This window comes from Dyella tabacisoli (genome assembly GCF_003350925.1).
Lineage (GTDB): Bacteria > Pseudomonadota > Gammaproteobacteria > Xanthomonadales > Rhodanobacteraceae > Dyella_C > Dyella_C tabacisoli.
On sequence record NZ_KZ857175.1, the window covers coordinates 300,053 to 312,952 of the forward strand.

Annotated in this window: 12 protein-coding genes; 4 read left to right on the forward strand and 8 right to left on the reverse strand. The window is 62.2% G+C overall.

The window, feature by feature from the left end; translation table 11 throughout:
* Positions 1-18: 18 nt before the first annotated feature.
* The 3 genes from DVJ77_RS08220 to bufA2 are packed head-to-tail and all read right to left on the reverse strand — an operon-like array spanning position 19 to position 1,978.
* Positions 19-801, reverse strand: a complete 783-nt coding sequence (locus DVJ77_RS08220) for an HvfC/BufC N-terminal domain-containing protein (protein WP_114845000.1) — start codon at positions 799-801, stop codon at positions 19-21.
* Positions 798-1,649 carry an MNIO family bufferin maturase gene (gene bufB / locus DVJ77_RS08225; RefSeq protein WP_114845001.1) on the reverse strand — a complete coding sequence of 284 codons (852 nt, stop codon included), beginning with the start codon at positions 1,647-1,649 and terminating at the stop codon, positions 798-800. The genes DVJ77_RS08220 and bufB overlap by 4 nt, the downstream gene beginning before the upstream one ends.
* Positions 1,650-1,699: 50 nt before the next feature.
* Entirely contained in the window at positions 1,700-1,978 is a 279-nt protein-coding gene (bufA2, locus tag DVJ77_RS08230) for a BufA2 family periplasmic bufferin-type metallophore (RefSeq protein ID WP_114845002.1), read from the reverse strand.
* A 275-nt stretch (positions 1,979-2,253) separates the two neighbouring features.
* Here bufA2 and DVJ77_RS08235 point away from each other — a divergent pair, with 275 nt between their 5' ends.
* Positions 2,254-2,715 (forward strand): DoxX family protein, encoded by a 462-nt coding sequence (locus DVJ77_RS08235; RefSeq protein ID WP_225427899.1) that lies wholly within the window; start codon positions 2,254-2,256, stop codon positions 2,713-2,715.
* A 170-nt stretch (positions 2,716-2,885) separates the two neighbouring features.
* Here DVJ77_RS08235 and DVJ77_RS08240 read toward each other — a convergent pair whose 3' ends face one another.
* The 5 genes from DVJ77_RS08240 to trxA all read right to left on the reverse strand — a co-directional run bounded on the left by DVJ77_RS08240 (position 2,886) and on the right by trxA (position 8,855).
* Positions 2,886-4,253, reverse strand: coding sequence for a glutamate--cysteine ligase (locus tag DVJ77_RS08240; protein WP_114845003.1), 1,368 nt, complete (start codon positions 4,251-4,253; stop codon positions 2,886-2,888).
* A gap of 95 nt (positions 4,254-4,348) precedes the next feature.
* On the reverse strand, positions 4,349-5,773 hold the full coding sequence (locus DVJ77_RS08245) for a sensor histidine kinase (RefSeq protein WP_114845004.1): 1,425 nt from the start codon (positions 5,771-5,773) through the stop codon (positions 4,349-4,351).
* Entirely contained in the window at positions 5,760-6,425 is a 666-nt protein-coding gene (locus DVJ77_RS08250) for a response regulator (protein WP_114845005.1), read from the reverse strand. Before DVJ77_RS08250 ends, DVJ77_RS08245 begins: the two co-directional genes overlap by 14 nt.
* Before the next feature lie 149 nt (positions 6,426-6,574).
* Positions 6,575-8,377 carry a transcription termination factor Rho gene (rho, locus tag DVJ77_RS08255; protein WP_114845006.1) on the reverse strand — a complete coding sequence of 601 codons (1,803 nt, stop codon included), beginning with the start codon at positions 8,375-8,377 and terminating at the stop codon, positions 6,575-6,577.
* Between the two features lie 151 nt (positions 8,378-8,528).
* Entirely contained in the window at positions 8,529-8,855 is a 327-nt protein-coding gene (gene trxA, locus DVJ77_RS08260) for a thioredoxin TrxA (protein WP_114845007.1), read from the reverse strand.
* 439 nt (positions 8,856-9,294) lie between these two features.
* Here trxA and DVJ77_RS08265 point away from each other — a divergent pair, with 439 nt between their 5' ends.
* The 3 genes from DVJ77_RS08265 to ftsX all read left to right on the forward strand — a co-directional run bounded on the left by DVJ77_RS08265 (position 9,295) and on the right by ftsX (position 12,884).
* A complete protein-coding gene (locus DVJ77_RS08265) occupies positions 9,295-11,028 on the forward strand; it encodes a DEAD/DEAH box helicase (RefSeq protein WP_114845008.1) in 1,734 nt (577 codons plus the stop codon).
* Positions 11,029-11,235: 207 nt separating this feature from the next.
* A complete protein-coding gene (gene ftsE / locus DVJ77_RS08270) occupies positions 11,236-11,913 on the forward strand; it encodes a cell division ATP-binding protein FtsE (RefSeq protein ID WP_114845009.1) in 678 nt (225 codons plus the stop codon).
* A complete protein-coding gene (gene ftsX, locus DVJ77_RS08275) occupies positions 11,910-12,884 on the forward strand; it encodes a permease-like cell division protein FtsX (RefSeq protein WP_380038806.1) in 975 nt (324 codons plus the stop codon). The genes ftsE and ftsX overlap by 4 nt, the downstream gene beginning before the upstream one ends.
* The last annotated feature ends 16 nt before the right edge of the window (positions 12,885-12,900 follow it).

The following is a 12,900-nucleotide window of genomic DNA, read 5'->3' on the forward strand; positions in this document are numbered from 1 at the left end:
GGTTACATGGTCTAGTTCTTACGATTTAAGACGGTAGGCACCGATCAGGCCCGCCTCCAGCCATTGCCGCAGCAGGGCCGTCATGCGCGGCAGCGCCTTGCTCGGGGGGTGGTATTCGGCCAGGCGTTCGCATAGAGCGGTGAACGGCTCTTCACGCATGGCGGCGTTCAATAGCTGCCGTTCGTCTTCAGCGAGCGGTCGATAGTGCACGGTGAGCGCCTGGCGCCACACCAGCAGGTGTCGTGGTTGCCGGTAACTGCGCATGCGTGGGCGAGGTTCTTGCCGATCGGCAGCGCGACGGAAGCTGTCTACGTTGCAGGTGACCGGCAAGATTTGTAGATGGCCTTGTGGACGCAGGCAAAGTTCGGCCCATGCTTCGGCCGGAATATCGGCCAGATCGGCCGCGTTGATCGTCGGCTCGTCGGCGGCATCGAATACCGTGGAAATAGCCCAATCCAGTCGCGCCATATCGGCGAGTGCCGGTTTGTCGCGCCAGGGGCGGCTGAACTCCAGAAAGGCCGCGAGGCCGGCGCCGTGCCAGCGTATGTTGTAGTGACCGGATGGATGCGCTTGCACATAGCTATCGAGCATGGCGTCGAAGCGTTGACCGACCATCAGGCGCAGGCCGGGAAACTCCGTACTTAATGCATCACGCAGTCGTATACGGTAGCCATGCCGGTAGACGGCGAGGCGGGTGACCGCGTCGGCGTGAGCATCGCCGCGCAGTTCACGTAATCGAGGGGTATTGTCGGCAAGCACGGCTTGTAGCAAGCGCTGCTGAAGCGTCTGCAGCGTATTCATGCGGCACGCTGCAGCCACGGCGCCGCCAATGTGCGGGCGTGATCGAGTTCGGTCATTAGTTCGGCGAGCGGGGGGATGTGGTCATCGCGCTCGATCATCGTCGATACGTGGCCGTAGCGTTTTACCGCTTCGATATAGAGATCCCATACCGCGTTGGCGACGGGCGCATCGTGGGTGTCGATGATGAGCGGTCCGCCATGCTCATGGCCGGCCAGGTGAAACTGTTGCACGCGTTGCGCCGGAATGCCGTCCAGATAATCCAGCGGCGAAAAACCGTGATTGCATGCACTGACATAAATATTGTTGATGTCGAGCAAGATAAGACAATCCGCACGCTCCGCTACGGCAGCAAGAAACTGCCACTCGGTTAGCTGCGAATCGGCGAAGCTGATATAGCTGGAAACGTTCTCCAGCAAAATGCGGCGGCCTAGAACATCCTGCACCCGCGTGACCCGCTCAACCACATGGGCGAGTGCTTCCTCGGTATAGGGCAATGGCATGAGGTCATGCAGGTTGATGCCTTGCACACCGGTCCAGCACAGGTGATCGGAGACCCAGGCCGGTTCGATATGCCGCGCCAGTGCGGCGAGCCGTGCAAGATAATCGTCATCCAGCGGATCGGTGCCGCCGATCGACATCGACACGCCGTGCATCACCAGGGGAAAGCGCTCGCGGAATCGTTCCAGCCATACCAGCGGCCGGCCACCGGGAACCAGATAATTCTCGGAAACGATTTCAAGCCATTGAACGTTACCCGGTTGTTCAAGCAGCGCTTCGTAATGCTCGACGCGCAAGCCTAGTCCATAACCCAGATAAGGCGCCCGGCTGGATGTGGTTTCGATGGTCATAAGATGGGGCGAGGTATTCCGAGAGCTATCGAAATACCTCGCCAGTCACATCAAGATGCTTTCTTCGCGTCGGCCACGGCAGCGTCGCAAGCCTGCTGGTCTTTCTGCATGGTGAAGCCTTGGCCCTTGCATGCATTCTGGCCTTTGCAAGCGTTGCTCGCCTGCTTACAAGCGCCATGGCCTTTACAGGACGACGAGTTCATGCACTTGACCTCGGCCGTGCTGCCTTTTGCCATTTTGTCGGCCGGGGCGGCGGACAGTGCGGTCACGGCGAACAGGCCAGCCACCATGACAGCCATGGCGCCACCATTGAGCTTATTCATCTTCATATCTGAGTCCTTTTGGGTCGTGGAAGCCGCTATGAAACGCGACGTGAGCATGTCTCGCCAAACTTCGTTGTCATTATGCGAAGACTGGCATCGACAATGAGATTCTGACTGCCTCGAAAAGCGTTGACTGCATCTGTTCATCCCACTTTTATGCCTGATCGTCCTGCACCTGGCGGGTTTGGACGTGAAGCAAGAAAGCATGGACGCACGACCATGGTCGATGGGTGACTGCCGCACGCATCATGCAGCCACCATCATTTCATAGGTCGTATCTTATGCGTCAAATACTCGCTGCACTGGCCTCGCGCCTGCTCGAAGTGCTATACGCCGGCCGCTGGGTCGGCCCCTTGGTGCTGCGCTTGGGGTTCGGCTATTTCTGGTTGGAGACGGGTATCGCCAAGGTGCATAACCTGGATGGCTTTACGCAGCGCTTTGTCGGCTGGGGGATCCCGTTTCCCGTTTTCAGCGCGACGATGTCGGCCTGGACCGATTTGCTCGGCGGCCTGTTGCTGATGCTTGGCTTGTTCACGCGGCTGATCTGTGTGCCGATGATTGTGAACATGCTGGTGGCGATTGCCCTGGTGGTTTCGGCAAGCCTGTCGGGTCTGGACGACTACGTCGAGACGAACGAAGTGCTGTATATCCTGATCTTCTTCTGGCTGCTGGTTGCAGGGCCCGGCAAAGCGAGCCTGGATACCCTGGTAGTGCGTTGGCTGGGTGTTCGCGCGCAAGCGTGATGTGCCACCACCTGCATCCTGATTGGCTGAGTAGCATGAAAGTGCCTCAGGAGAGGTTCTTACAAGTGTTGACCCCCTTCCAACCTCCCCCTGCAAGCAGGGGGAGGAGAAAAAACATCAGGTGAGATTCGACGCTAATCAGGCTCCCGCATGGCGAGGGGCGCCATGAGTCAGTAAGCGAATTCGCGAAACACCGGATCGACGCTACCGCCCCACGCACCATGAAATAGCTCCAGCTTGCGCTCGGCCGGCGTTTGATTGGCTTCGGCGATTTCGATCAGCGGTTCGAGAAACAGGCTTTCGTCGGCGCCGTGGCGATTGAGCCGGGCGCGGCGCTTGAGGCCATGGACGGCGATCTTCAGGGTTTCCTGTGCCAGTTCGCGCACGCGATGGCCGCGGAACGGTAGCTTCAACGCCTGCTTGGGGACGCCGTCGCGCAGGGCGTGACGCTCCTCGCGGGTGAAATCTTTGACCAGATCCCAGGCGGCATCCAGTGCCTGGTCGTCATAAAGCAGGCCGACCCACAGCGCGGGCAGGGCGCAGAGGCGACCCCATGGGCCGCCGTCGGCGCCGCGCATCTCCAGGTACTGCTTGAGCCGCACTTCAGGAAATGCGGTGGTCAGGTGATCGGCGAAATCGCGCATCGTAGGCCGTGCGCCGGGCAAGGCGGCCAGCTTGCCGGCCATGAACTGTTTGAAGTCCTGACCGGACAGGTCGATATAGCGGCCGTCCTGGTAGCTGAAATACATCGGCACATTGAGAATGTAGTCGACATAGCGTTCATAGCCGAAGCCATCTTCAAAGACGAAGTCGAGCATGCCGGTGCGGTCGGCATCGGTATCCGTCCACACGTTCGAACGATAGGATAGATAGCCGTTTGGACGGCCTTCGGTAAAGGGCGAGTCGGCAAACAATGCAGTGGCGATCGGCTGCAGTGCGAGGCTGGTGCGGAATTTCTTCACCATGTCCGCTTCGCTGGAAAAATCCAGATTCACTTGCACGGTGCAGGTGCGCGTCATCATGTCCAGGCCGAGCGAGCCGACCTTGGGCATGTACTCGCGCATGATTTTGTAGCGGCCTTTGGGCATCCACGGCATTTCGTCGCGACGCCACTTGGGCTGAAAGCCCATGCCGAGAAAGCCGATGCCAAGCTCGTCGGCGACCGAGCGAACTTCTTCCAGATGCGAGTTCACTTCGCAACAGGTCTGGTGAATGGTTTCCAGCGGGGCGCCGGAAAGCTCCAACTGGCCGGCGGGCTCCAGGGTGATCGAGGCGTTGTCGCGCGACAGCGCTACCGGATTCTCGCCTTCGCGTGCGACCGACCAACCATAGCGCGTGGCGATGGTTTCCAGCAGCACGCGGATACCACGCTCGCCCTCGAAGGTGGGCGGGCGCAGGTCGTCATTGCGAAAGCCGAATTTTTCGTGCTCCGTGCCAATGCGCCACGCCTCGGGCGGTTTTTCGCCGGCGGCAAGGTAATCGACAAGTTGTTTGCGATCGCCGATCGGCGTGCTCTGAACGGCACTGGGTATGGACACGGGTGATTCCTCGTCGAGTCAGCGACTCACTGTGGGGGTGGCGGTGGAGAATTCAAAGGCCCATCTGTCCGGCATGCGGCCGGGCGCGCCGCACATCATCGTTTGCTTGGTTTTTCGCTCGGAAGTGCCCCCGCGGGGCTGACGTTGCTCGGTGCGGGAAAGTCGATGCGCATGCGTGCGCCCTGACAGTCGTGACTATCCAAAATACTGAAATGAGCGCCATGCGCGCGTGCCGCCTCATCGACGATCGCCAAGCCCAGGCCGCAACTGTCGCGTTCGCTGCCGGTGCCATGATAGAAACGTTCGCGCACACGCTCGCGTTCGGCGATCGGAATGCCCGGACCGCTATCGTCGACCTCAAGAAACGGTTGTCCTAGTTCGATGCCGCAGCGTAGCGTGATATGCCCGCCAAGCGGGGTATGACGAATGGCATTGTCGAGCAAGTTGAGCAGTAGCTCGCGCAGCAGCCAATACACCCCATAGACCTGCGCCGGCTGGCAGTCGGCGCCAAGGTCGATATCGCGCTGCAGAGCGTGGTCCAGCGAGTTGCCGATGACCGCGCCGATCAACGCAGGTAGCTCGATCTGGGTGAAGTGACTGGCCAAGTGTGCCGAGGGTTCGGCGCGCGCCAATGCCAGCAACTGATTGGCCGTGTGGGCGAGCCGGTCGATGCCGCCATGCAATTGAGTGATCCGTGCCTGCAGCGGACTGCCGCTGGCTTCCTGGCCGAGTACTTCCAGTTGCGCCTTGAGTCCGGTCAGCGGTGTGCGCAGTTGGTGGGCCGCATTGGCGAGAAAGTGTTGTTGCGCAAGTGTGGCATCGCGCACTGAAACCAGCAGGGTGTTAAGCGAATCGACCAAGGGCCGGACCTCGGCGGGAACCTCGGCGGTCGATATCGGATTCAATGCTTGTGGCGCGCAACCAACAATTTGTTCGCGCAAGCGCCGCAGCGGGCGCAGTGCGATGGTAATGCCGAGCAGCGCGGTGCCGAGCATCAGCAGCATCTGAATACTATTGTTGATGCCGAACGAGACATCCATGCGATGCACGGCACGATCGCGGCGAAAGGGTATTTCCGCCGCACTGACCACCAGCGGCTCGCCCGCCTCGGTGGTGCGATAGCTGACCAGCCGCAGTTGCAGGCCCTGGTAAGTCACATCGGCGTAGTCGAGGCCTTTGCTGTTTCGGCCTGCGGCGACGATCGGCAACTGGGCATCGCCGGCGATGGTGTTGCCATCGAGAGTGCTGACCCGATAGAAGAATTTTTCTTGCGGTGGGGCGCGCAGCGGCGCCGGTGGGCGATCCGGTATCGGGATGTCCAACTGCCCATCGGGCGTGCGGCGAATATGCGCGGCAATCGCCAGCGCCGCGCGCGACAGCGAACGATCGAAGGTGCTGTAGATTGGATTGACGATGACTTGATGGTCGACCGCGACACCTAGCACCAGCAGCAATAGCAGCGGAGCCAGCAGGTAGCTCAGTAAGCGGCGGCGGATACTGGGTGTGTCAGAGGTCTTCAAGGCGGTAGCCGAGCCCGCGAATGCCGCGCACGGTGGCCGCGCCTTCGAGCTTGCCGCGCAGGCGCGATACGTGAACCTCGATGGCGTTGCTGGAAATGTCTTCGTCCCAGCCGGCGATGGCTTGAATGAGGCGTTCCTTGCTCACGACACGGCCGCTGTGGTGGGCGAGACATTCCAGGATCGACCATTCGCGGCGCGTGAGTTCGAGCACCTGGCCGGCCGGACTCAGCGCACGGCGGCCAGCCAGGTCGATACGCAACTGGCCGATCGTCAACTCGTTCGAGGTCGCGGCGCTGGCGCGGCGGATCAGCGCGCGGCAGCGGGCGGCCAGTTCGGGCAGGGCAAAGGGCTTGACCATGTAGTCGTCGGCGCCCAGGTCGAGCGCGCTGACGCGATCGTCCAGGCCATCTCGGGCGGTAACGATGAGCAGCGGCAGCCCGTTGCCGGCACGGCGCAACCGGCGGACCAAGGCGAAGCCATCTTCGCCCGGAAGCCCTAGATCAATGATGGCCAGATCGTAGTGGGTGCCTTCCATCAAGCCAGGGACGGGTTCGGCTGCGGCCGTGCGGTCGACGGCATAGCCTTCCGCCGACAGGCCACGGACGATGGCATCGGCAACCAGCGAATCATCTTCGACGAGCAGAATGCGCATAGGGATAACGGCTGGGGGGGAGGCGGCATGCTAGCAGTAGCGGGTTATTGCGAAATAGCGGTATTGCATCCTCTTTCCCGCCGGGAGGACGGGATCAACAAAAAGCCGGCACGAGGCCGGCTTTTTGCTATTGGAGCGATGCGGTTGTTTTAGCGCCGCATGGAGTTGAAGAACTCGTCGTTGGACTTGGTGTTCTTCATCTTGTCGAGCATGAACTCCATCGCCGTCAACTCGTCCATCGGATGCAGCAGCTTACGCAGAATCCAGATCTTGGCGAGCATGTCCGGTTCGATCAGCAGATCTTCGCGGCGGGTGCCGGAGCGATTGATGTCGATGGCCGGATACACGCGCTTCTCGGAGATGCGGCGGCTCAGGTGCACTTCCATATTGCCGGTGCCCTTGAACTCCTCGTAGATCACCTCGTCCATCTTGCTGCCGGTATCGGTCAGCGCGGTGGCGATGATGGTCAAAGAGCCGCCTTCTTCCACGTTGCGCGCGGCGCCGAAGAAGCGCTTGGGACGCTGCAGGGCGTTGGCATCGACACCGCCGGTAAGCACCTTGCCGGAGCTGGGTACCACGGTGTTGTAGGCGCGGGCCAGGCGGGTGATCGAGTCGAGCAGGATCACTACATCTTTCTTATGCTCGACCAGGCGCTTGGCCCGCTCGATCACCATCTCGGCGACCTGCACGTGGCGTACCGCCGGCTCGTCGAAGGTGGAGCTGATGACCTCGGCGCGCACGGTGCGGGCGATTTCGGTGACTTCCTCGGGACGCTCATCGATCAGCAACATAATCAGATGCACGTCGGGATGGTTGTACTGAATGGCCTGCGCGATGTTCTGCAGCATCATCGTCTTACCCGACTTGGGCTGCGACACGATCAGACCGCGCTGACCACGGCCGATCGGTGCGACCAGGTCGAGGATGCGTCCGGTGATATCTTCGGTCGAGCCGTTGCCGCGCTCCAGCTTGAACGACTTGCGCGGGAACAGTGGGGTGAGATTCTCGAACAGCAGCTTGTTCTTCGACGCTTCCGGCGGATCGCCGTTGATGTCGTCGACCTTGAGCATGGCGAAATAACGCTCGCCTTCCTTCGGGTGGCGCACGCGTCCGGTGATGTAGTCGCCGGTACGCAGGTTGAAGCGGCGAATCTGGCTGGGCGACACATAGATGTCGTCCGGTCCGGCCAGGTAGGACTCATCGGCCGAACGCAGGAAGCCGAAGCCGTCCTGCAGGATCTCCAGCACGCCCTCGGCCCAGATGCCGCCGCCGGAGCGGGCATGCGCCTTGAGGATGTTGAACACCACGTCTTGCTTGCGGGCGCGAGCGACACCTTCTTGAATGCCCAGCGACTCGGCGAATTCGAGTAGCTGAATCGAATTCTTGCGCTTGAGTTCGGTGAGATTGATGAGGCGGTCGTTGCTGCCGGCGTCGGCGAATTCGTCGTCTACCGGTAAGCCATTGTTATTGCGCGGGTGATTGCCGCCGCCTGGGCCGCGCTGCTGCGGCTGATTCGGGTTGCCGCCGCGCTCGTGGCGGCGCCGGCGATTGCGGTCGTTACGATCATTGTTACGGTCGTTACGGCGGTCGCCGCTATTGGGGTTGTTCTGCCCAGGCTGCCCTGGATTGGCGGGCTGGCCACCTTCGCGCGATTCCTGCGGCGGGCGTGGCGAGCCTTCGCTCGATGGGGCAGGCGGGTTGGCCTGTTCGACCGGCAGGCTGGCTTGCACCGGCACTGACGGAGTTGGCGCGACGCGCTCCATGGCAGGAGCTGGCGCGGGCGGCGGTGCGCTTACGGCTTTTTCCGCTTTGGGAGCGTTTTCAGCGTTAGCCGCAGCGGCTGCCGTAGCGGCGGCCGATTTGCGTGGCGCGCGCGGACGCGGCTCGGCAGCAGGCTTGGTATCGGCGCTCTTGACGTCGTTGGATTCTTTGGTATCGATGCTATCGGACACGGGCAAACCTCATGGGGGCGCCGTTAATACAGGAGGGAGGATGTGCGTCGCGCGGAAGGCGCAGGGGACAGGAGAGTCCCGACGGACGTGCCAATCTAGCACCCGCCGCGCTGCGCAGTAAAGCGCGGCGGCGGGATCTGGTTCACAACGCTTAGATGGCGCTGTCGATCATCTTGGCCAATTGGCCCTTGCTGACGGCGCCGATCTGGGTCGCCTCGACCTTGCCGTTCTTGAATACCATCAAGGTCGGAATGCCGCGCACAGCGTAGTCTTTTGGGGTTTTCTGGTTCTGGTCGATATTGATCTTGACGACCCGCAGCTTGCCCTCGTACTGCTTGGCCAGCTCCTCCAGCGCCGGCGCAATGGCCTTGCAGGGGCCGCACCATTCAGCCCAGAAATCCAGCAGGACCGGGGTATCGGATTCGAGTACTTCCTTTTGGAAGGCGTCGTCAGTCACATGGGTAATCAGTTCGCTCACCGGGTTCTCCGAAGGTAGGCGGGGGAAGGTATGACGACCACGCGGCCAGCATCAGCTACACTTGGGCGCCCATGAAGCGCGGGTCGGTTCAGGTTTGAGAAGGTGATGCCGTTGCGGCAAGCCTCCATTCCAGCGTAAGTCGAGGCGCGATTCAAGCGATTCAAGGGCAGCAGCAGGTGGTTCCGTTGACATAGGTGAAGTGGTTGGCCCCATGGCCCATAGCCCCTTCACCTATGCCAGCGGGGCTGCCAGTTGCCGTCGCCCGCCACTTCGGCGCCAGCGTTGAGCGTGCCACCGGCAGCGTAGCCCCTCCAGGCCGCCCTGTCGCCGGACCGCCGCACCGCGCCGCATCTATCCACCTGTCCCGCGGCTGTCTGATCGCCCTGGGGCCGGGTAAGCCGCCCTATGCGGATACCCGTATCTTCTGGTTACTCACTCCATGTCACAAACCGTACTCACCGATACCTTTTTCACCAATTTCGATCTGCACCCGCTGTTGCAGAAAAGTCTGGACGATAGCGGCTTTACCCGCTGCACCCCGATTCAAGCGCTGACCCTGCCGGTAGCCCTGACCGGGCGCGACGTCGCCGGCCAGGCCCAGACCGGCACCGGCAAGACCTGCGCCTTTCTGGTCGCCTTGATGAATCGCCTGTTGACCAACCCGGCCGTGGCCGAGCGCAAGGACAGCGATCCGCGCGCGCTCATCATTGCGCCGACTCGCGAACTGGCGATCCAGATCGAGAAAGACGCTCAGGCCGTCGGCCGCCACACCGGCCTGCGCACGGCCTTGATCTACGGCGGCGTCGACTACGACAAGCAGCGCCAGCAGCTCAAGGACGGTTGCGACATCATCATCGCCACGCCGGGTCGCCTGCTCGATTACTACAAGCAGAACGTGTTTGGCTTCAACGGCGTTGAAGTGATGGTGGTCGATGAGGCCGATCGCATGTTCGATCTAGGCTTTATCAAAGACGTTCGCTTCATTTTTCGCCGCCTGCCGGTGCGCGAACAGCGCCAGGTGCTGCTGTTCTCCGCCACGCTGAGCCATCGCGTGTTGGAGCTGGCCTACGAGCATATGCACAACGCCGAAAAGCTGGTGGTGGAGACCGAGAACGTCACTGCCGATCGCGTGCGTCAGTTGGTCTATTTCCCCGCCAAAGAAGAAAAGATGCCGTTGCTGCTGAACTTGCTTGAGCGCACCAGCGCCGAGCGCAGCATCATCTTCGTCAATACCAAGGCCGCGGCCGAGCGCATCACCGACCGGGTGAAGCGACAGGGTTACCGCGTGGGTGCGCTGTCCGGCGACGTGCCGCAGCTCAAGCGTCAAAAGTTGTTACAGCGCTTCCAGGAAGGTCAGCTCGACATGTTGGTGTGTACCGACGTGGCGGCACGCGGCCTGCACATTCCGGCGGTCAGCCACGTATTCAACTACGACTTGCCGCAGGATGCCGAAGACTACGTGCACCGCATCGGCCGCACCGCCCGCCTGGGCGCCGAGGGCGATGCGATCAGCTTTGCCTGTGACCTCTACGCCATGTCGCTGCCGGATATCGAGACCTATATCGGCCAGCGTATTCCCGTCGCCGCGATTGATCCGGCGTTGCTGGTGATGCCGAAGCCGCGCGAAATGGACGCGCAGTTCGCTGCGGCGGCTGCGGCCGACAGCGCGGAGTTCGGTGACAAGGTGGTGGCGCGCGAGAAAGACGGCTCCCCCTCGCGTAGTCGTTCCCCAGGTGGTCGTGGTGGCCGCGGTGGCCGTGATGGCGAGCGGCCGGCACGTGAGGGCTCGCGCCCGGCGCGTAGCCATGACGCTGCCGCAAGCACCGAAGCTGCGCGTCCCGCCGCCAAGCCCGCGCCTGCCGTGGGTTCAAACAGCGAAGCCGGTGCGGCGGCCGAGGCCGAGCGCAAGCGCCGCCGTCGTCGCGGTGGCCGCAATCGTCGCCGTGAAGACGGCACGCCGAACGCCGAGGTGAACGGCAATGCAGCCGTCACTGCCGACAACCGCGCCCCGCGCGGTGAACGCCGTCCGCCGCGCGAGCGTGGCGCGAACGAGCAGGCTGGTGCTCGTCCGTCACGCCAGGTCGTGGTGAGTGCGGGTCATACCGCCGAGCACACGGCGCCGAAAAAGCCGGGCTTCTTCCGTCGCCTGACCCGGCTTTTCACCGGCCGCTAAGCACGCCACAAACTCCCTTTCTTGCTGGCAAGGGAGGGATGTCGCTGCAAGGTTCCTCCTGCGGCGTGCCGGTTGGGGGTAACGTGCCTGCTCAAGCGGTTTCGTAAGCGGCTATTTTCGTAAACGAAATAGCTCCGGCACCTCGAAGTTTTTCGAGGTGCCGCTTATCCTTGTCACGATTGCGCCATCAGGATTGGGAGAGCATCGGTGATTCGCTTCGAGCAAGTCAGCAAACGCTACGAGGGCGGCCACGAGGCGTTGTCGCAGCTTTCTTTTCACGTGGCTCCTGGGGAAATGGCCTTTGTCACCGGCCACTCCGGTGCCGGCAAGAGCACCTTGCTCAAGCTGCTGGGATTGATCGAGCGCCCTTCTCATGGGTTGATCGCCCTGGACGGGCAGAGCCTGGCCAAAGTCGGCCGCGCCGGTATCCCCAAGTTGCGGCGCCGGATCGGCATGGTGTTTCAAGATCATCGCCTGCTGATGGACCGAACGGTTTACGCCAACGTCGAGCTGCCGCTGGTGATCGGCGGCATCGCGCCGGCCGAGCGTGGCCGGCGTGCGCGTGCGGCGTTGGAGAAGGTCGGCTTGCTCGCCTACGAACGCCAGCTACCGGCATCGCTATCGGCCGGCGAGCGGCAACGCGTGGGTATCGCCCGCGCCATTGTCGCCAAGCCGACCTTGCTGATCGCCGACGAACCCACCGGCAACCTGGATCCCCAATTGGCGGTGGAAATCATGGAGCTGTTTGCCGAATTCCAACAGGTCGGCACCACCGTGCTGATCGCCAGCCACGACCTACCCTTGATTAAGCGCATGAAGAAGCGCGTGGTGGTGTTGGATCATGGCCGGCTGGTGGCCGATATCGCGGCGCAGGAGGTGCTGTGAACACGTCGACCGAGCTGCCGCACAACGAGACGCCGGCGCATGCGGAGCGTCATCGCCCGCGTAAGTTTGCTAGCTGGCACGAACACCATGGCTGGAGCGCCGGAGCCAGTTTGCGACGCTTGATGTCGCGCCCGCTCGGCACCTTGCTGACGGTGGCTGTGATGGGTTTGGCGCTGGCGTTGCCGTTGGCCTTTTATCTGCTGCTCGGCAATGTGCAGAAGATGGGCGATGCCTTGGGCCAGAATCAAACCGTGAGCGCCTTTCTGAAGTCGGGTCAGACGGGGTCGGCAGCGGAGCTGATCGCGACCAAGTTGCGCGATCGCGCCGACGTTGCCGCGGTGGCCGTGAAAACGCCACAGCAGGGTCTGGACGAGTTGGCCAAGATGCAAGGTTTCGGTGGCGCGCTACACGCGCTGGACGATAACCCGTTGCCTTATGTGCTCGATGTATTGCCGAAGCCTGGGCTGGCGGCTAATGAGGTCGAGCAATTGGTCACCGACTTGCGCGCTATACAAGGTATCGACCTGGTGCAGGACAGCGGCACGTGGCGGCAGCGACTGGATGCCTTGCTTGGCGTCGGCAAGCGCACCGCGATGGTGTTGGCCGCCTTGTTGACCCTGGCCGCGTTGCTGGTAGTGGGCAATACCATTCGGATGGATATCTCCAGCCGCAGTGAAGAGATCGATGTGCTGATGCTGGTAGGGGCCAGTCGTGCCTTTGTGCGCCGGCCTTATCTCTATGCCGGCATTTGGTACGGCTTGTTCAGCGGTTTGCTGGCCGCGTTGCTGGCGGTGCTGGTCGAGCTGGCCTTGGCCGAGCCGGTGTCGCGCTTGGGCTCGGCCTATGAGGGTCGCTTGCAGATCGGCGGCTTGCCGCTATGGCTGTTGATCGCCGTACCGTTCGCCGCTGCCGTGCTGGGCTGGCTCGGCGCGCGATTGGTTAGTGCCTGGCAACTACGCAAGGCGGCGTAAGTCCATGCGAGTGCCG

Coding starts and splice junctions, on each gene's coding strand:
- bufA2 (WP_114845002.1), bottom strand. CDS start 1,978: ATGAAGATGAATAAGCTCAATGGTGGCGCCATGGCTGTCATGGTGGCT.
- DVJ77_RS08250 (WP_114845005.1), bottom strand. CDS start 6,425: ATGCGCATTCTGCTCGTCGAAGATGATTCGCTGGTTGCCGATGCCATC.
- DVJ77_RS08265 (WP_114845008.1), top strand. CDS start 9,295: ATGTCACAAACCGTACTCACCGATACCTTTTTCACCAATTTCGATCTG.
- DVJ77_RS08220 (WP_114845000.1), bottom strand. CDS start 801: ATGAATACGCTGCAGACGCTTCAGCAGCGCTTGCTACAAGCCGTGCTT.
- DVJ77_RS08235 (WP_225427899.1), top strand. CDS start 2,254: ATGCGTCAAATACTCGCTGCACTGGCCTCGCGCCTGCTCGAAGTGCTA.
- bufB (WP_114845001.1), bottom strand. CDS start 1,649: ATGACCATCGAAACCACATCCAGCCGGGCGCCTTATCTGGGTTATGGA.